This window comes from Tunturiibacter gelidiferens (assembly GCF_013410115.1).
GTDB lineage: Bacteria > Acidobacteriota > Terriglobia > Terriglobales > Acidobacteriaceae > Edaphobacter > Edaphobacter gelidiferens.
In genome coordinates, this window is the sequence record NZ_JACCCV010000002.1 from 627,821 (window position 1) to 646,127 (window position 18,307).

Here is an 18,307-nt window from a genome sequence, read left to right on the forward strand (position 1 = left end):
AAAGTTACCGACAAGTAGCATAAGAGTTACCATAGGTCACCGGCAAAAATGCACATTCTTCCTCTACTTGGCTATCTCTCGCTCCTGACAACCTCCGCAGTTTTGCTTGTCGCCTTTTTGCGCGTCCAACGTAGCTGCCGTGAGATGACCGACCAGCTGAACCAGGCCCGGGAGCAGCAACACCAGCACACCCTTCAACTCACGCATCGCTCCGAGCTCGACACTCTCAAAGACGAGTTCATCTCCACCGTCTCGCACGAGCTCCGCACTCCCCTCACCAGCATTCGCGGCGCACTCGGCCTTCTCTCCTCCGGCATCATCGGCGACGTCGATGCCAAAGCCCTCAACCTGCTCCGCATCGCCGTCACCAACACCGACCGACTCATCCGCCTCATCAACGACATCCTCGACCTCGAGCGCATGGAGTCCGGCCGCGCTCCCCTGCAGATTCGCCGCTGCTCCTTGCGCGACCTCGCCCAGCAGGCCATCGACACCATGACCGCCATGGCCGACGCCAACACTGTCCATCTCGCGCTCGAGCCCTCCACCGTCGCCCAGGCCGCCTATCCCGAAGCTCTCTTCTTCGACGGCGACGCCGACCGTATCCTCCAGGTCCTCACCAATCTCCTCTCGAACGCCATTAAGTTCTCCCCCGCCGCCTCCACCGTTCGCATCCACACCGAAGCCGCCTCCGACTCCATCCTCCTCAAGGTCGTCGACGAAGGCCGCGGCATCCCCGCCGACAAACTCGACACCATCTTCGACCGCTTCCAGCAGATCGAACCCTCCGACGCCCGCCAGAAGGGCGGCACCGGCCTCGGTCTCGCCATCTGCCGCAGCATCGTCCAGCAGCATAGCGGCTCCATCTGGGCCCAGCGCAACCTCGGCCCCGGCACCACGCTCTACATGATGCTTCCCCGCACCACCCGCGCCACCGACGTCGCCGTCCCCTCCCAGCTTCCCCCGCGCGGCGAAGGCGCCATCCTGGTCTGCGACGACGACGCAGGCATCCGCACCGTAGTCTCCGAGCACCTCACCCGCCAGGGCTACACCGTCGTCGAAGCCAGCTCCGGCGAACAGGCCCTCGTCCTCGCCGCCGAGCATCACGTCGAAGCCATCCTCCTCGATCTCTATATGCCCGGCCTCAGCGGATGGGAGACCCTGCAGCGTCTCCGCAATAACCCCATCACCGCCAACATCCCTGTCGTTGTGCTCAGCGTTCTCTCCTCCACCCTCCGCCCGCAGCTCACCGGCGACGCGCAAGGCTGGGTCCAGAAACCCTTCAACGAAAATCTCCTCTTCGCCGAACTAGGCCGCGTCCTGCATCAAGGCGAAGGCCCCGCCTACGTCCTCCTCGTCGAAGATGACGAAGACCTCGCCAGCGTCCTCACCGCCAGCTTCCAGGACGCAGCCGTCCACGTCGATCACGCTGCCACCCGCCAGCAGGCCATCCGCCAATGCATCACGCGCCCGCCCGACCTTCTCATCCTCGATCTCACCCTCCCCGACGGCGACGGCTTCTCCCTCGTCGAGTGGCTCCGCCAGCAACCCACCCTGCGCACCATGCCGCTGGTGGTCTACTCCGGCCGCGAGATGTCTGAGACCGAGATGGCCAAGCTCCGCCTCGGTCCCACCGAGTTCCTCACCAAGGCCAAGGTCCAGCCCCAGGAGGTCGAAGAACTCGTCCTCTCCATGGTCCACCGTCTCCGCACCAAATTCTCCGACCTCGCCGCCGCAGGCCCCGCAGCCTAACGAAACTCCTCGAGCTGTGGCACCAAACGAAATTATTGTCATTCTGCCATGAGCCCGCCGAAGGCTGGAAAGAACCCGCATTTCGCCTTTGTTGTTGTCTGTTCTTATTTCATCCTTCCTATAAGAAGCGTCATCTCGACCGAAACAGCAGACAGTTTCATCGTTTGCTGTGCAGTGGAGAGACCCCCGCATTTCGCCTTTGTTGTTGCTTGTTTTTTTCTCTTATCCAACTCCAGGCAGCCTACCCACCCATTCGCAGGCGAAGCCACTAAGACAACTCCACCAACTCGCGCCGCATGAGAGAATAAACTCGCTCATGCGACGCATTCTCATCATTGACGACGAAGATGACATTCGCGAAGTAGCCGCGCTGTCCCTCGAAGCAACCGCAGGCTGGGAGATTCTCACCGCCAGTTCCGGCGCCGAAGGCATCGACATCGCCTCCGCCGAACAACCCGATGCCATCCTCATGGACGTCATGATGCCAGGCGTCGACGGCCCCACCACCTTCGCCAGGATGCAGCAGACGCCCGCCATCTCCCACATCCCCGTTCTACTGCTCACCGCCAAGGTGCAGGGAGTCGACCAGCGACGTTTCGCCGGCCTCGGTCTCGCCGGAATCCTCTTCAAACCCTTCGATCCCCTCACTCTCGCCGATCAGATCTCCACGGCGCTCGGCTGGGCAAACTAGCACCCTCGTCTCTAAAAGAAGCACCACAACTGCCCACTCAAGCCTGAGCTATCATCCGCACTAAAGCCTTTGCGGTCATCCTAAGCGCAGCGAAGGATCCCGACGACCCAACCCACCCTGACCGCTCGTCCCTTTAAACCCACTCTCTCCCGCCTTCGCCGTTGTCTGTCCTTCATTTCACCTGCAAGAGGCCGCTCCCCCAACGCAGTCCTTATTTGTGTCGTGAAACTCTTGTGTCGTGAACTTCAGACGAAGGGCGATACAGTCCTCGGCCGAAATTACTCGCGCACCCAAGAGCACTTCCCTCGCCGCCTCCCATTACCTCCGTATCATATTGCAACATCAGGACATGACATTCGTTCCACCCCGTCCGCACAATCCGCAGTAAACTACCGGCATGCTTTGCTCACCGAACCGCATTCGATCATTCACCGAAGCTCCACACCAAAGCCCTTCTGCATGAAGAAAGCACCAGACAAGATCGACGATCTCCTTGCCAGTCTCTGGAAGAAAAATCTTCCGACCCTGCGCGAACGTCTCGACCTGCTCGATCGCACCGCCTCCATCGCCGCCTCCGGCAACCTCGCCGACGAGCCTCGCCTCGAGGCCTACAGCATCGCCCACAAACTCACAGGCTCTCTCGGCATGTTCGGCTACCAGCAGGGCACCGACATCGCCCGCAAGATTGAGCAAATTTTAAAGGCGCCCACCCCCACCCAACTCACTACCCTCCCCGCCCTCGCGAAAGACCTTCGCACCTCCCTCTCCGCCGGCCTCTGAGAATGTCCTGCCGGACGGGCGCCCTGCGCGGGCGGCGGTCACTTCGTGACTCGTAATTGCTTCGCGAGGCGCTCTGGTTGGTCGCAGGCTGAAGTCCGTGCCGACCAGCGGGAGGACCCGAGCAGCAGACCAACCCAAGGCCGGTACACACGTCACGAAGTGACCGCCCCGCGCGCAGCGGGCCCATCCGGCAGGAAAAACCAAATCAGTTACAAGCCAACGCCATCCACATCCCCGTAGCCGTCCCGCTCGCTCCCGTAACCGTGAAGTCCACAAAGTTCCCCGCCGCCACCGTCACGTTGCCCTCCTGCGTACACGCCGCGCCCGGCGCGACCGAACAAGCCAGTAATGTATTCGCCATACTCCCCGGCGTCCCCTGCCGCAAAATTACATTCACCGTGTTCGTCGTCTCACGCGAAAACACACTCAACTGTGTCGCCGTGCACCCCGCCGGAACCCAGGTCAGCACAGCATCAGTCTCCGTCGACGCATCCGTGGAACTATTCACCGAATGAAACAGCAGATTGAACGAGACGGAGTGATAGATCGAAGCAAACGGTATCCCACTCGTCCCCCCTCCACCGCCACTGCCGCCCGTCCCATTCGCCCCCGCGGCTCCCTGCGGAATCGTAAAGTTCAACACCGCGGCATTTGCACTCCCAACATTGGTTACACTCGCCTGCGTTCCCGCCGCGCCGGTCGTCACCGTTCCCACGCTCACCGTAGCCGCCGCACCAGCCGGCCCCGTGGCCCCAGCGCTTCCATCCTGTGCCAGCACCCCCCACACCGCTGGCGAGAGATCCGGCTCCGCACCGACCGACCCGGTAGCCGCCAGGTACGTCGCCCCACCAAAGCTGACCACATCATTCGCACGGTAAGTGGCCGCAACTCCCCACGGCCCGCGAAACGTCACGCCCACCGCGCCCGCCGGTCCAGCCGGACCCGCCACACCTTGCGGACCCTGCACACCCGCCGTCCCTTGCGCGCCCGTCGCCCCGGTAGCTCCCGTGGCGCCAGCCGCACCCTGCGCCGCCAACAAACTCCACATTGAAGGACTTACATTAGGTGCATTCCCGAAGTTGCTAGCAACCAAAGAGATATAACTCGATCCAAGATAGCTCACCGCATCGTTCAACCCATAGTTAATACCTGAAGAGTAGCTCCCCCGATAAACCATCCCCGCCGGTCCCGCAACTCCCACGGATCCCGTAGCACCCTGAGGCCCAGCCGGCCCCATCGCCCCGGTCAAACCCGTGGGTCCCGCCGAACCCGTAGGTCCCGTAGGCCCCGCTGGCCCCTGGGCACCAGGAAACCCTGTCGGCCCCTGCAGACCGGTAGCGCCCTTAGCACCCACTGGCCCCTGCGCTCCCGCCTGGGCAAGCACCCCCCAAAATGTCGGACTCACATCCGGCTGTCTTCCACTATTCGCCGCCAGCGCAATGTAACTCGACCCACCAAAGCTCACCGCACCGCCAACAGAATAGCTGGTTCCCACCAGCCATCCCCCCAGAAAACTAACCGGCGGCCCCTGCGGCCCGACCGCTCCATCGGCCCCCGCTGGCCCCATAGCCCCAGCAGGCCCAGAAGGTCCCGCCGCACCAGCGGGTCCAGCAACTCCCTGCGCCGCCAGCACCGCCCACTGCCCCGGACTCAGCGAAGGTGTATTCCCAACATTCCCTGCCAGCAGCGAGACGTAAGTCGATCCACTGAAGCTCACCGCATCATGCAGCGCATAGTTTGTCGACGAGACATAGTTCCCCGTATAGTTCGCCACCGGAGGCCCCTGCGGCCCCGTAGCTCCCGTCGCTCCCTGCGGCCCAGCCGTCCCAGCCTGTCCCGGCACACCAGGCACACCCTGAGGCCCCACTGGCCCGGCAGGCCCCTGCGCCCCCTGCGATCCCGTCGCAAACAGGGACCACAGCGCCGGGCTCAAGCTCGGAGTATTCCCAAGATTCCCCGCGACCAGCGAAACGTAAGCCGACCCGCCAAACAGCACCCCATCCGCCAGCGCATAGTTCACCGCCGAAGAGTACGTCCCGCGAAACGTCATCCCCACCGGCCCCACAGGCCCCTGCGGACCCATGGGCCCACTCAGCCCTTGAGCGCCCGTAGCTCCCGTCAAACCCTGCGCCCCAGCCTGCCCCGGAATCCCCTGCAACCCCTGAGGCCCCGGCGGCCCATTCGGCCCCACAGACCCCGGCAATCCCTGCGGCCCCGCCACCCCCTGTGCCCCCTGCGCTCCCGTAGGCCCCGCCGGTCCCTGCGCCGTCAGCACTCCCCACTGTCCAGGGCTCGCACTCGGCGTATTTCCATGATTCCCATTCAGCAGCGAAGCATAACTAGCCCCCTGCCAAAGCACCACATCTCCCAGCGCATAGTTCGTCATCGAAGAGTAGTTCCCTTGATAAACCAACCCCGGCAGCCCCGGAGCACCCGCCGCCCCAGCCACCCCCGTCGGCCCCGCAGCCCCCGTCGGTCCAGCCGGTCCGGTCAACCCCTGAAGCCCTTGAGCCCCTGCCGGTCCCGCTGGCCCCTGAATCCCAACCGCCCCCAACGCCAACACACCCCATTGCCCCGGACTCAACCCCGGTGTATTCCCATGGTTCGCCACAATCAGCGAAACATAGCTCGACCCCTGATACGTCACCACATCATTCAGCGCATAGTTCGTAGCCGAAGCATACGTCCCCTGATACGCCAACCCCGCCGTCCCCCCGCTACCACCTGAACCCGTCCCACCCTGCGCCAACACCGACCACTGAGCCGCGATTCCCGGCGTATTCCCCCGGTTCCCTCCTGTCAGCGAGACAAAACTCGACCCCGAATAAGTCACCACATCATTCAGCGCATAAGTCGACCCCGCCGCATAAGCTCCCTGAAAGCTCAACCCCGGCGCCCCCGCCGCCCCAGCAGGCCCCGTAGCCCCTGTCGCTCCAGCCGGCCCCGCAGGCCCTGCAGGCCCCGCCGGCCCGGTGGCTCCCGGCGCTCCACCCGAAGCCAGCGCTACATCCAGCACCGCCGCATGCCCCGTCAGGTCGTTCTCTTTGCTATCGAACTGCACCACCGCAGTCCCCGTCGTCAGGGCCACCCCATTATTGGTCGCCGGAGCACTCACCCATCCCTGCACCAGCCCCGTCACATCCACCACCACATAAACTCCAGCCTGCCCCACCGATACCGTCTTCGCCGCACTCCCCAGCGCCGGCAGCGTCCCATACGTCACGCTGTACTCCCCCCAACTCCCACTCACCGGCTGCACACTCACCAACCCCGCCGTATCTACCCGATTGCAATACAGCCGCAGCGTCGCCCGCGACACCTGCGCCGCCGTAGTCCCCGCCGGCAGCATCGAAAGATCAAACTGCAGAAGCGCCGTATACCCGCCGCCCACATTCAAGTTTGAGATCGTCCCGCTATTCACCGCTGGCCGCGCGCTGTTCACATGAGCGTCCGCCACCAGCGTCGCCTCCACCGCAGACGCCGGCAAAGCCGCGGCCCACAGCCCCGCAAGCCCCACCCCGTGCAGCAGAATCCGACGTACCTGGCCCATCCAACCCCTCATGGACAGGTCCCGCTGCGCACCCTCCGCGTCAACTAGACCAGCCATCGTTCCACGATTCAAACTCTACGGCGCACGTCGAAGGCAGCTAGAAAGCGGCCCAGCAGTGTTCCAAATCAAAACAAACAACCCGGATCATTCCCGTTTTAGGCTAACCGCACCCAAAACACAAGCACCTTCCACTGCGACTTCCGTGTCAAGCCAAGTCCTCCCCGCTCCCCACCAACCCCATGACCAACTCCACCCTCCACCCTAAGAACCTGTCCAGAAACTTTATAGATCGTCATCTCGACCAGAGCCGTGCGGTCTTATCGCACGGCGCAGTGGAGAGACCCCCGTATTTCGCCTTTGCAGTTGCTTGTTCTCACTGAAATCAGGTCACAAGCCCGGATAGCTCTTACAAGATCTCTTGAACTTCTGGACAGCTTTCTAAGAAGCTGTCCAGAGACTGTCCTCCCGGACGGGCCCACTGCGCGTGGAGCGGTCACTTCGTGACGTGTGTACCTTGTTTGGGTGAGGTTAGCTGCTTCGGTCCTCCCGTTGGTCGGAAGGAAGTTGATTCCGACCAACGGGAGGACCACGCGAAGCAGTAAGAATGCGTGCGAACGCCCGCCCTCCGCGCAGGAGGCCCGTCCGGCAGGACAGTTTCTGGACAGGCTCTTACAAGATCTCTTGAATTTCCGGACACCTTCTAAGACCGATATTTCCCACACCACCCGCATCCCATATAGTGTCAAAGGGTCAGAGCAGAGGTCACAACAATCGAAGGCAATCGAAGAGGGACGTGAACGGCATGAGCACCAAACCAACTCAGACCCCCAACCAGCCCGGCCAACTCCCGCTTCCCGCCAACCTGGTCAATCTCTCCCGCCTCGTCACCGCCTACTACACCCTCCATCCCGACCCCACCGTCCCCGCCCAGCGTGTGGCCTTCGGAACCTCCGGCCATCGCGGCAGCGCCTTCAAAACCGCATTCAACGAAGACCACATCGCCGCCATCACCCAGGCCATCGTCGACTACCGACGCGACCAGCACACCACCGGCCCCCTCTTCCTCGCGCAAGACACCCACGCCCTCTCCGAGCCCGCCTTCGCCACCGCCCTCGAGGTCCTCGCCGCCAACAACATCGACGTCATGGTCGACACCGACCTCGCCTACACCCCCACCCCCGCCCTCTCCCACGCCGTCCTCACCTACAACGCGCAGCGTAAAGAAAAGCTAGCCGACGGCATCGTCATCACCCCCTCCCATAACCCACCCGAGGACGGCGGCTTCAAGTACAACCCACCCAACGGCGGCCCCGCCGACACCACCGCCACCAAGTGGATCGAGAACCGAGCCAACGACATCATCGCCGCCGGCCTCACCGCCGTAAAAAAAATCCCCTACGCCAAAGCCCTCACCGCCTCCACCACCCACCGCCACGACTACATCACCTCCTACGTCGACGATCTCGCCAACGTCATCGACTTCGAAGTCCTCGCCGGAACCACCCTCAAACTGGCCGTCGACCCGCTCGGCGGAGCTGGCGTCCACTACTGGCCCCGCATCGCGGATAAGTATCACTTACCGTTACAAATACTCAACCCCAACGTAGACGCCACCTTCCGCTTCATGACCACCGACTGGGACGGCCGCATCCGCATGGACTGCTCCAGCCCCTACGCGATGGCCTCCATGATCGCTAACAACGAAAAGTTCGACGTAGCCTTCGCCGCCGACACCGACCACGACCGCCACGGCATCGTCACCCGCACCTCTGGCCTGCTCAACCCCAATCACTACCTTGCCGTCTGCATTCAATACCTCTTCACCAACCGCCCTCAGTGGTCGGAAAAAGTCGGCATCGGCAAAACCCTAGTCTCCTCCAGCATCATCGATCGCGTAGCCAAGGGCCTCAACCGCCCCATGCTCGAGGTCCCGGTAGGCTTCAAGTGGTTCGTAGACGGCCTCATCGACGGGTCGTTAGGTTTTGTGGGGGAAGAGTCCGCCGGAGCCACCTTCCTCCGTCGCAACGGCCATGTCTGGACCACCGACAAGGACGGCCTCATCCCCGGCCTCCTCGCCGCCGAGATGACCGCCCGCACCGACAAAGACCCCGGCCAGCTCTACGCCGAACTCACCGCCAAATACGGCAATCCAGTCTACGAGCGCATCGACGCCGCAGCCACCAAAGATCAAAAAGCTAAGCTAGCTAAACTCTCCCCTGCACAAGTCACCGCGAAAACACTAGCCGGTGAACCCATCACCGCCATCCTCACCGAAGCCCCCGGCAACCACGCCCCCATCGGCGGGCTGAAAGTGACAACGGAGAACGGCTGGTTCGCCGCCCGCCCCTCCGGCACCGAGGACGTCTACAAGATCTACGCCGAATCCTTCAAAGGCAAAGACCACCTGAAACAAATCCAGACCGAAGCGCAATCGCTCGTGACCACCGCCATCTCCTGACCAATCCCTCACGTCATTGAACCCTTCGCCCGGATTCACGAATCGCTAACATCGACCGACTAGAGTCCTCTTCGTATCAGAGAACGTAAATCTCACTGATCCGGAGACACGAATGACTTCCCCCTTCACCAAAACAGGCAAGACAAGCTCTTGGCCTCTTCTCGCAAAAAGCTTCGCAGCTCTCTCCCTGACCACCCTCGCCGCCAGCATTCCCGCCAGCGCACAGGACCACGACCGCGACGCTGATATTCACTTCTACCCCGGAAATCTCGTCGTCTCTCGCAGCGTCTACGACAACAACCCCAACAACGTAAAGGTAGGCGCGCTCCTCCCGCCAAACTGCGCCAACACCACCGTTCCCTGCGTCGCCGCGACCAACGACGGCACCTTCCCCTTCGTCTTCAACAACGTCCTCGCCGATGGCAGCTTCGGTATCACCTCCAAGGTCTATCTCGACCAGATCACCCCCTTCGGCTTCCTCCTCGACAGCCTCGAAGTGCCCAACAGCTCCCAGCGCAACATCCGCTCCGAGAGCAATCAGCTCGTCACCAGCTTCAGCTCGAAGTCTGAAGAAGCTCTCAACCTCTCCACCGACGGCAAGCTGCTCACCTTCGTCGACTACGTCGCTCCCGTCAACACCATCGACGTCTCCAACTCCAACACCCCCGGCGTCATCGATCCCACCAACCCCGTCGGCGTGGCTTACTATCGTGCCGTCGCCACCGTCAACCGCTCCGGCAAATTCACCTTCACCGAAACCAACGCCTACAGCGGCAACAACGGCCGCGCCGCCATCTTCAACAACACCAACGGCGCCAGCTTCTTCTACACCTCCGGCAACGCCGGCAATGGCAGCAACCCCCAGCCCAACGGCGTCATCCTCGGCGCTGGAGCCCAGATCATCGACCCCGCCAATGCACCGGAAAGCTTCCAGAACCCCGGCGCCCCCACCCCTGTCGCCAGCTTCTCCGTTACCCTGCTTGGCGATAAGGCCGACAAGATCGGCAAAGACGACAACTTCCGCGGCCTGACCGTCTTCAATAACGTCCTCTACTTCACCAAAGGCAGCGGCGGCAACGGTGTCAACACCGTCTACTTCGTCGACACCACCGGCACCGCCTGCCCCAACGGCGTAGGCGTCCCCGCCGTCGGAGCAACGCTCCCCATCTCGCCTCTTGCCTACGACCCAACCAAGCTCCAAACCTCCGGCCTGCCCAGCAACATGTGCATCCTCGCTGGCTTCCCCACCGCCCTCGCCAAGACCGCCAACCCTCTCGCCTTTCCCTTCGGCATCTGGTTCGCCAATGCTGACACCCTCTACGTAGCCGATGAAGGCGACGGCTTCGCCAGCGACACCACCCTCTACACCCACGCCGCCGCCCAAACCAGCGCAGGCATCCAGAAGTGGATCTTCAACGCCTCCACCAAGACCTGGAGCCGCGCCTACACCCTGCAGACCGGCCTCGAACTCGGCGTCCCCTACACCGTCAACAAGTACCCCACCGGTACCAACTCAGCCACCAGCCTTCCCTGGTCGCCAGCCACCGACGGCGTCCGCAATCTCACTGGCAAAATCACTGACGACGGCAAGGTCACCCTCTACGCCATCACCTCCACCGTCAGCGGCAGCGGAGACCAGGGCGCCGATCCAAACCGCCTCGTAGCCGTCACCGACGATCTATCCAACACCGACGCCGCCAAAGTCGCCAAGGAGAAGTTCACCATCCTCCGTAAAGCCGACTTCGCCGAGGTCCTCCGTGGCGTCTCCTTCACTCCCGGCACACGGCCAGATCACGATCGCTGGTAGTCGCAGTTCACCCGAAACACCTGTCCACCCACAACGCATCGCGGCGGAAATTCATCTCCCGCCGCGATGCGTTCCGTCTTTGAGAGCTACGTTTCTTGATTCACCGGTCTATCGGTACGCGCGCTGGCGTCTGTGCCGCCGCCAGTCCCACTCGAAAGATCAAAAGCTCCGCAAAAGAAGCTCTCTGGCACTCGCCAGCACTTTCTCTCGCATCACGGGCTCTGGCAGCATCCGGGCGATTTCAATCGCCCCCACCATCGTTGAAAAGATCGAAAAGAAAGCCCGCTCTTTATCGGCAGTCCGCCGGCCAGGCATAAACGGAAGCATTCGGCTCCTGTATTTCTTCAGTTCCTCAAAGATCCGGGGCTTCATCGCCTTATCCACCCTCGCCATCTCGGGCGCAAGAGCAGGCAAGGGGCATCCGTACTCGACGTGATCGCAATATTCCAGGCTCAGGTAGGTCTTTACGATCGCCTTCCACGCCGTCTCGGGTTTGGACTGCTCGCCGACTTGAGCAAGGCGGTCGGCTATCTCCTGGAAAGCCTCGCTCAGCGATTCCATAAGCAACTCCTCCTTGCTTTCGAAATGCTTGTAAAAGCCTCCATGGGTCAAGCCGGCGTCCCGCATCACAGCTGAAACCGCGGCGCCGTTAATGCCTTCGGTACGAACGCGCCGCGACGCATCTTTCACAATCTTCTGATGGATTTCAACCTTGTGTTCGGGCCTGTAGCGCATCGTTCATTATAGGATGCTGGCGATCATCTCACGGTGCAATCCGTCAGCCGCCCAGGCCCCATCCAAAGAAAAACTCTGAATCCATAGGATGATTAACGTAATCCTATGCGTACAGGAGGCCTCAAATGTCGCCACAAACGCTCTTCGAAACCCATCTCGTTTTAGGTTATGTCGCGTGCCTGCTTTGCTTCAGCGTGTATGTTCTGCCCCGGCTCAGGTCGATGGAACGGGTTGAAGCGCAACGCGTCATCGCCACTGTGCACAGCTTCCGCTTCTTCGGGCTCGTCTTTATTCTCCCAGGCGTTGTCGGCCCCAATCTGCCGGCTGGCTTCGCCAACTTCGCCGCTTACGGCGACTTTGCAGCCGGAGTCCTCGCCCTGTTGGCTCTTCTTACGGTAAGGGTCCGTCCGCTCTTTTGGTTCTTCGTCGTCGCCTTCAATCTCGTGGGAACAGTCGACATCCTCATCGACTACTATCACGCGGTCAGGCTCGGTCTTCCTGTGGTGGCCGGGCAGTTGGGTGCCGCATACGCGATCCCGATCCTCTATGTGCCTTTGCTGATGATCACGCACGTTGTCGCTCTCTATTGGCTGGTGCGTCCGCACCCCAGGGCCGCCTCTGTCCTCATCGGCGATGCGACCGCATCCTGATTCATATCAACTCCGCACCAATCGTTTTCTAAGAAACCTCACGACCACATGTCACGAAGGAGAAGAACAATGTCTAAACCTATCCTTGTCACGGGTGCGTCTGGCGGATCCCAGGGCTCCACAGGACGCCGAATAACAGCTCTTCTGCTCGAAAAGGGTATTCCGGTTCGTGCCTTCGTCCATAAGCTGGATGCAAGGTCCGATGCTCTCGCTGCACTCGGTGCGGAAGTTGTGCAAGGGGATCTGTTGGACCCAGACTCCGTCCGCGCTGCTCTCAAAGGGATAAAACGGGCTTACTTTACCTACCCCGTAACGGATGGGCTGCTGGAGGCTACAACGATCTTTGCTACCGCCGCACGCGAAGCGGAGACCGAGTTCGTCGTCAACAATTCGCAACTCCAGGGCGCGCGCAAAGCACCGAGCTTTCGCAATATGCAACATGGATTGGCAGATCGCATCTTCGATTGGGCAGAGGTGGGAGCGGTTCATCTGAATGCGCCGCCGTACTTTGAAAACGTGCGCGCGCTGGTGAGAAAGAGTGTCGCCGAACAGAGCGCGGTGTTTCTGCCATGGGGCGACGGGAGCGCCACAATTTCCCTGGTAGGCGCAGAGGACGTGTCTCGTGTGGCGGCCACGCTGCTGGCTCATTCAGAGACGCCTTCCGCCAGCTCGTATGATCTGGTCGCTGCAACACCCACAGTGAAGCAGATATTCGACACACTGAGCGCCGTACTTCAGCGCCCGATACGGTATGTCAGCATCACGGATGAGCAGTGGACCGACGCCATGAGAGATCATATTAATTCTCACGCGCTCGATCATCTGTCCCATCTCTGGCGATACTTTCGATCGACCGAAGGACGAACTGAAGAGGCTCGCAAAGTTACCGATACAATTCGCACCGTCACGGGAAGCCGCGCGCAGACTCTGGAGGACTTCTTCAAAGTCAACGCAGCAGAATTCGGAAGTGTTCCTGAATTTCTCAGAGCAGCCCAAAACATCTAACAGCTCTCAAAAAGTTTTGCACAGCCTCGCAGCTAACCAGCCGAAATAGCCGGCCACTTCTCTCTTACCTGATGCGTCTAACCTCGCAGGCAAGAGAGAAGGAGTTTAACGAATGCAGATTCAGATCAGCAGCGATAAAAACATCTCCATGCACAACAAACTCTCCAACTTGATCGAATCAGATCTTCACCGCATCCTGAACCGATTTAAACACCAGCTAACTCGTGTTGAGGTCCATCTCAGCGACGAAAACGGAGACAAGTCCGGAGCGCAGGACAAACGCTGCCGCCTCGAAGTCCGTCACAAACATCACCAGGCACTCGCCGTCACCAACGACTCCTCCGACATCCCAACCGCAGTCACCGGTGCCGCTGCCAAGATGCAACGACTCCTCGTAAGCACCTTCGGTCGCATCGAAGACAAAAACCGTGCCCTCACCACGAGAGCAAGCGGCCAGGGTCAAAACCTGGTCCTCAAACCCGAAGCCATCTAAGAAGACCTCCGCAGGGGGAGCCACCCCCTGCGGAACCGCCACGACTCGCCCCCGAAGACAAGTCGACTCGACCGAACCAACGGAATCCACCCCTACGTTCGAACCTTCCAGCCCAATCACAACCGTCGCATCCCTTTCCTCAAAGCGCCCCACTCAAAAACCTGTCAAGCCCTCAGACCTCACATCTCCTTGCCAGACAAGGACTTTCGCGTGGCGCATTAGTTTCCACCAACAAGCTAAAATAGAAGCAGGCCAGTAAAGAGCCCCAGGACATAAGCCGGGGCTCTACACTGTGGCTATCACATTGATTCTAAGTATTTTGTGCACAAGTCTTTCTTTTGCAATATTTTGCAGACATTATCCCTCCGCAAACCCTTGATAAAAATAGACTTGCGTGCAGGATACCCCGGGGGGAGGGGGGCCCCGCGACGCCTTCATCGCAAACCTCGTGGTACCCTTGCCGCCGAAGAGGCTTCAAACACCATGGCCGTCACCCGCCGCACCTTCTGCTCCCAAGCCGCCACCCTCCTCCTCTCCCCCAGTCTCCTCCGCGCCCGGACCCAAAGCACCCAGACCCAAAGCTCTCAGAACCCGAGCTCTCAGACCCAGCCCAAACCCACCGCCCGCCCCGACGTAGCCACCATCGACCACGACCGCATCCTCGCCCAGGCCAACCGCTACCTCACCCAGCCTCCCGTCCCCCTCACCACCCTCCCCTCCCCCCGCAACCCCAGCACCCCAAACGACTTCTACTCCGAACCCGAAGACTACTTCCCCGACCCCGCCAACCCCAACGCGCCCTGGATCCAACACGCGGACGGCACCCCCAATCCTGACGCCTTCACCTCCCACCGCGACGCCCTGCTCAACCTCAGCCTCTACGTCCCCGCCCTCGCCGCCGCCTTCCTCTTAACCAGCGACCCACGCTACGCCCAGCAAGCCGCCGCCCACCTCCGAGCCTGGTTCATCAACCCCGCCACCCGGATGACCCCAAGCCTCCAGTACGCTCAGACCATTCCCCCCTCAAAAAGCGGACGCCTCGAAGGCGTAGTCGAAGTAGTCCACCTCGCCGAGGTTGTCCAATCCCTCCCCTTCCTCATCAGCTCCGAGGCCTTCACTTCTGAAGAACTCACCGCCCTCACCAAGTGGTTCACCGACTACTTCGACTGGCTCAACACCTCACGCCTCGCCGGCCTCGCCCGGGACAACAAGAGCCACCACGGAACCTCCTGGCTCCTTCAAGCCTCCGCCATCGCTCGCCTCACCGAGCTAACCGACGACCGCCCCCTTACCACCCTCCGCCACCAGTACAAGACCTCCACCCTCCGCGCCCAGATCGTCGCCGACGGCACCTTCCCCCACGAACTCACCACCCCAAACCCTTACCGCAACACTCTCTTCAACCTGGACATGCTCACCGCCATCTGCCTCCTCCTCTCCACCCGCTTCGAGAGCGTCTGGGAGTATGAGCTACAAGACGGCCCCGGCATGCACACCGTCATCGCCCGCCTCTACCCCTACCTCGTCAACCGTGGCACATGGCCCTACCGTGCTGACGCAGCCTACTTCACGGCCCTCCCCATCCGGCCGCCCAGCCTCCTCTTCGCCGCCCGCGCCTACGACCGCCCCGAGTACGCCGCCCTCTGGAAGACGCTGTCCCCCGACCCGCCCAACATGGAGCTGCAGCGCACCTTCCCCATCCGCCAGCCCCTCCTCTGGGTCACCCGCCCAAAGCCCTGGCTACCCACCGACACCCCCCAACAAACTAAGCCTTCTGCTTCAAACGAAACGCCCGCACAATCTCCAGATACTTCCGCGCAATCTCGGTGATCACCTCTGGCCTTCCATCCGCAATCATCTTCGCCGACACCAGATCCGAGCCCACACCAAGCGCAAACGCACCAGCCTCCAGAAACTCCGCAGCCGTCCCCAACATCACGCCGCCCGTAGGAATCATCTCGATATGTGGCAATGGCCCCTTGAGCGAAGTAAGATACTTCGGTCCACCCATCGCACCCGCCGGAAACACCTTCACTACATCCGCCCCCGCTTGCCACGCAGTCACAATCTCAGTCGGAGTCAGCGCTCCCGGCAGCACCGCCACCGAATACCGATGACACATCTCGATCGTCGCCACATTCAACGCCGGACTCACCACAAACTGTGCCCCCTCCAGGATGCACATCCGCGCCGTCTCCGCATCCAGCACCGTCCCCGCCCCAATCAGGATCTCCGGCCGCTGCTCCGCCAACCGACGCATCACCTCGATCGCCCCCGGCACCGTCATCGTCACCTCAAGCACCGTCACCCCACCCGCGGCAATCGCATCAGCCAGCGCCAGCGCCTGGTCGACCGAATCCGCCCGCAGCACCGGCACCAGCCCAATCTCCCGCAACTCCCGCAGTACCGCAGTCTTCTCCATAAATCTCCTTGATCTCAACTCTACCGCTGCACTCCCGCCGCCCCACCCGCCATCAACCGCTCCACCTCACTCAGCGTCGCCATCGAACTGTCTCCTGGAGTCGTCATCGCCAGAGCCCCATGCGCCACTCCGCAATCGAGAGCCCACTGCATTCCCTTCGCATCCAACAACCCGTAAATCAAACCTGCAGCAAAGGAATCCCCACCCCCAACACGGTCGAATACCTCAAGATCATCAAATCGAATACTCTCGTAAACTTTTCCCTCGGCATAACCAAAAGCCGCCCAGTCATTCCGGTTCGCGGTCTTTGGCCTCCGCGTAGTTGTCGCAATCACCTTGATATTCCTAAACTCGCCGCACACCCGCGCCGCCATCTCTCCATAGCTCTCAAAGCTATGCCACGGCGCGCCTTGGGAAGATTCGCCAAGCACCGCCGCCAAATCTCCCTCATGCCCAAACATCACATCCACAAACGGAGCGAGCAAACGATTCACATCGCTCGCCCCCTCCCGCCCACCGGCACTCTTCCAGAGCGAAGGCCGATAGTTACAGTCATACGACACAACCACCCCATGCCCCTTCGCCGCCACCATCGCCTCTCGAGCAACCGCCGGAGCCTCCGCCGACAACGCACACATCACGCCACCCGTATGAAACCAGCGCACGCCTTCTCCGCCAAAGATCGCATCCCAATCCACCTGCCCAACCTTCATCTGAGAGATCGGCGTATGTCCTCGATCCATCATCCCCATCGCACCACGCAATCCAAATCCACGCTCTAAAAAGTAGATCCCATTGCGCGCCTCTCGCCCAACCCCGTCATACTCCATCCAGCGGAGATGTGACAGATCGACGCCGCCCTGCAGCATCAGATCCTCCAGCAGTCGGCCCACCGGATTATCCGCAAGCGCCGTCACAATCGACGTCCGTTTCCCAAAGCATCGACGCAACCCCCGAGCAACGTTGTACTCGCCGCCACCCTCCCACACGCGAAAGTTTCGCGCTCCCGCAATCCGCTCTTCGCCCGGATCAAATCGCAGCATCACTTCGCCGAGACTCAACAGGTCCCATCTGCATTCACTCGCTATACGAATCGTCAAACCGGCCGAGGTATCACTCATCTCAGATCCGCGATCGCGACAGGATCCATATCGTCATAAGCCTGGTTCTCCCCACCCATCCCCCAACAGAACGCATAGTTCTTTGTCCCAACCCCAGCGTGGATCGACCACCCCGGCGACACCACCACTTCTTTATCCGCCACCACTAAGTGACTCGTAGCGTCCGGCGGCCCCATCAAATGCAGTACCCGGTGCGCAGGATCCACATCGAAATAAAAATACACCTCACTCCGTCTCATATGCGTATGCGGAGGCATAGTATTCCAGTTACTCCCCGACTCCAACAACGTAAAACCCATCACTAACTGGCAACTCTTGATCCCGTCCCTATAAATAGTCTTATAAATAGTTCGCTTGTTACAAGTCTCCGCAGCTCCTAGCTGCGTCCCCTGAAGATCAGCGAACTTCACCATCGCAGTCGGATACTCCGTATGAGCCGGGTAACTCAATAAATAAAAATAAGCCGGATCATTCACACTCTTACTGGAAAAAGTAACTACCCTACTTCCTCGACCTACATACAAACAGTCCAGCTTACCCATCTCGAAGCTTTTTCCATCTACCACCACCGAACCCGCTCCCCCTACATTCAAAACTCCAAGCTCGCGCCTTTCCAGAAAATAATCCGCGCGCAGCTCTGGCTCCGTCTCAAGTGTCAACTCCTCGCCGGCAGGAACCGCCGAACCAATCACAGTCCGGTCAAGATCCACGTAGGCCAATTCGATCTCTCCAACTTCAAACATCCCCTCCAGCAGAAAGGTCTCCCGCAACTCCTCGGTATTCATCAACCCGTAGCGCACCGCATCTGCCATCTGATAAAGCCGCATTCCGATCTCCCATCCC

General features: G+C 60.9%; 14 protein-coding genes and 1 pseudogene. 9 read left to right on the forward strand and 6 right to left on the reverse strand.

Annotated features, from left to right (window positions below; genetic code table 11):
* Window positions 1–144: 144 nt before the first annotated feature.
* The 3 genes from HDF12_RS14705 to HDF12_RS14715 all read left to right on the forward strand — a co-directional run bounded on the left by HDF12_RS14705 (window position 145) and on the right by HDF12_RS14715 (window position 3,223).
* Complete coding sequence (locus tag HDF12_RS14705; protein WP_257025677.1) at window positions 145–1,752, forward strand: response regulator; 1,608 nt, start codon at window positions 145–147, stop codon at window positions 1,750–1,752.
* A 316-nt stretch (window positions 1,753–2,068) separates the two neighbouring features.
* A complete protein-coding gene (locus tag HDF12_RS14710) occupies window positions 2,069–2,443 on the forward strand; it encodes a response regulator (RefSeq protein ID WP_179584555.1) in 375 nt (124 codons plus the stop codon).
* 459 nt (window positions 2,444–2,902) lie between these two features.
* A complete protein-coding gene (locus HDF12_RS14715; RefSeq protein WP_179584557.1) occupies window positions 2,903–3,223 on the forward strand; it encodes an Hpt domain-containing protein in 321 nt (106 codons plus the stop codon).
* A 205-nt stretch (window positions 3,224–3,428) separates the two neighbouring features.
* Here HDF12_RS14715 and HDF12_RS22675 read toward each other — a convergent pair whose 3' ends face one another.
* On the reverse strand, window positions 3,429–6,773 hold the full coding sequence (locus HDF12_RS22675; RefSeq protein WP_179584559.1) for a DNRLRE domain-containing protein: 3,345 nt from the start codon (window positions 6,771–6,773) through the stop codon (window positions 3,429–3,431).
* An 802-nt stretch (window positions 6,774–7,575) separates the two neighbouring features.
* Here HDF12_RS22675 and pgm point away from each other — a divergent pair.
* Both pgm and HDF12_RS14730 read left to right on the forward strand, forming a co-directional pair.
* Window positions 7,576–9,231: a phosphoglucomutase (alpha-D-glucose-1,6-bisphosphate-dependent) gene (gene pgm, locus HDF12_RS14725; RefSeq protein WP_179584561.1), complete on the forward strand. Its 1,656-nt coding sequence runs from the start codon at window positions 7,576–7,578 to the stop codon at window positions 9,229–9,231.
* 112 nt (window positions 9,232–9,343) lie between these two features.
* Window positions 9,344–11,038, forward strand: a complete 1,695-nt coding sequence (locus tag HDF12_RS14730) for a hypothetical protein (RefSeq protein WP_179584562.1) — start codon at window positions 9,344–9,346, stop codon at window positions 11,036–11,038.
* A 159-nt stretch (window positions 11,039–11,197) separates the two neighbouring features.
* Here HDF12_RS14730 and HDF12_RS14735 read toward each other — a convergent pair whose 3' ends face one another.
* Both HDF12_RS14735 and HDF12_RS22940 read right to left on the reverse strand, forming a co-directional pair.
* Window positions 11,198–11,599 (reverse strand): hypothetical protein, encoded by a 402-nt coding sequence (locus HDF12_RS14735; protein ID WP_257025678.1) that lies wholly within the window; start codon window positions 11,597–11,599, stop codon window positions 11,198–11,200.
* 12 nt (window positions 11,600–11,611) lie between these two features.
* A pseudogene (locus HDF12_RS22940) lies at window positions 11,612–11,773 on the reverse strand (TetR/AcrR family transcriptional regulator); the annotation flags it as partial.
* Window positions 11,774–11,898: 125 nt separating this feature from the next.
* Here HDF12_RS22940 and HDF12_RS14740 point away from each other — a divergent pair.
* The 4 genes from HDF12_RS14740 (at window position 11,899) to HDF12_RS14755 (ending at window position 15,751) form a co-directional block, all read left to right on the forward strand.
* A complete protein-coding gene (locus tag HDF12_RS14740) occupies window positions 11,899–12,423 on the forward strand; it encodes a hypothetical protein (protein ID WP_179584566.1) in 525 nt (174 codons plus the stop codon).
* A 69-nt stretch (window positions 12,424–12,492) separates the two neighbouring features.
* Window positions 12,493–13,428 (forward strand): NmrA family NAD(P)-binding protein, encoded by a 936-nt coding sequence (locus tag HDF12_RS14745; protein WP_179584568.1) that lies wholly within the window; start codon window positions 12,493–12,495, stop codon window positions 13,426–13,428.
* Window positions 13,429–13,540: 112 nt separating this feature from the next.
* Window positions 13,541–13,921 carry an HPF/RaiA family ribosome-associated protein gene (locus HDF12_RS14750; protein WP_179584570.1) on the forward strand — a complete coding sequence of 127 codons (381 nt, stop codon included), beginning with the start codon at window positions 13,541–13,543 and terminating at the stop codon, window positions 13,919–13,921.
* 483 nt (window positions 13,922–14,404) lie between these two features.
* Window positions 14,405–15,751: an alginate lyase family protein gene (locus tag HDF12_RS14755; RefSeq protein ID WP_179584572.1), complete on the forward strand. Its 1,347-nt coding sequence runs from the start codon at window positions 14,405–14,407 to the stop codon at window positions 15,749–15,751.
* On the opposite strand, the gene HDF12_RS14760 is transcribed toward HDF12_RS14755, so the two are convergent.
* Genes HDF12_RS14760 through kduI form a run of 3 tightly spaced genes read right to left on the reverse strand, consistent with a single transcriptional unit; the run spans window position 15,687 to window position 18,291 of the window.
* Window positions 15,687–16,343: a bifunctional 4-hydroxy-2-oxoglutarate aldolase/2-dehydro-3-deoxy-phosphogluconate aldolase gene (locus HDF12_RS14760; protein ID WP_179584574.1), complete on the reverse strand. Its 657-nt coding sequence runs from the start codon at window positions 16,341–16,343 to the stop codon at window positions 15,687–15,689. The two genes, HDF12_RS14755 and HDF12_RS14760, sit on opposite strands and share 65 nt — an antisense overlap.
* 20 nt (window positions 16,344–16,363) lie before the next feature.
* Entirely contained in the window at window positions 16,364–17,464 is a 1,101-nt protein-coding gene (locus tag HDF12_RS14765; protein WP_179584576.1) for a sugar kinase, read from the reverse strand.
* Entirely contained in the window at window positions 17,461–18,291 is an 831-nt protein-coding gene (gene kduI, locus HDF12_RS14770; protein WP_179584578.1) for a 5-dehydro-4-deoxy-D-glucuronate isomerase, read from the reverse strand. Before kduI ends, HDF12_RS14765 begins: the two co-directional genes overlap by 4 nt.
* Between the last annotated feature and the right edge of the window lie 16 nt (window positions 18,292–18,307).

Bases quoted from the DNA above. Each gene is read 5' to 3' on its own strand.
- HDF12_RS14710 (WP_179584555.1), top strand. From the start codon at position 2,069: ATGCGACGCATTCTCATCATTGACGACGAAGATGACATTCGCGAAGTA.
- HDF12_RS14765 (WP_179584576.1), bottom strand. From the start codon at position 17,464: ATGAGTGATACCTCGGCCGGTTTGACGATTCGTATAGCGAGTGAATGC.
- HDF12_RS14735 (WP_257025678.1), bottom strand. From the start codon at position 11,599: ATGGAATCGCTGAGCGAGGCTTTCCAGGAGATAGCCGACCGCCTTGCT.
- pgm (WP_179584561.1), top strand. From the start codon at position 7,576: ATGAGCACCAAACCAACTCAGACCCCCAACCAGCCCGGCCAACTCCCG.
- kduI (WP_179584578.1), bottom strand. From the start codon at position 18,291: ATGCGGCTTTATCAGATGGCAGATGCGGTGCGCTACGGGTTGATGAAT.
- HDF12_RS22675 (WP_179584559.1), bottom strand. From the start codon at position 6,773: ATGGGCCAGGTACGTCGGATTCTGCTGCACGGGGTGGGGCTTGCGGGG.
- HDF12_RS14730 (WP_179584562.1), top strand. From the start codon at position 9,344: ATGACTTCCCCCTTCACCAAAACAGGCAAGACAAGCTCTTGGCCTCTT.
- HDF12_RS14715 (WP_179584557.1), top strand. From the start codon at position 2,903: ATGAAGAAAGCACCAGACAAGATCGACGATCTCCTTGCCAGTCTCTGG.
- HDF12_RS14745 (WP_179584568.1), top strand. From the start codon at position 12,493: ATGTCTAAACCTATCCTTGTCACGGGTGCGTCTGGCGGATCCCAGGGC.
- HDF12_RS14750 (WP_179584570.1), top strand. From the start codon at position 13,541: ATGCAGATTCAGATCAGCAGCGATAAAAACATCTCCATGCACAACAAA.
- HDF12_RS14705 (WP_257025677.1), top strand. From the start codon at position 145: ATGACCGACCAGCTGAACCAGGCCCGGGAGCAGCAACACCAGCACACC.
- HDF12_RS14740 (WP_179584566.1), top strand. From the start codon at position 11,899: ATGTCGCCACAAACGCTCTTCGAAACCCATCTCGTTTTAGGTTATGTC.
- HDF12_RS14755 (WP_179584572.1), top strand. From the start codon at position 14,405: ATGGCCGTCACCCGCCGCACCTTCTGCTCCCAAGCCGCCACCCTCCTC.
- HDF12_RS14760 (WP_179584574.1), bottom strand. From the start codon at position 16,343: ATGGAGAAGACTGCGGTACTGCGGGAGTTGCGGGAGATTGGGCTGGTG.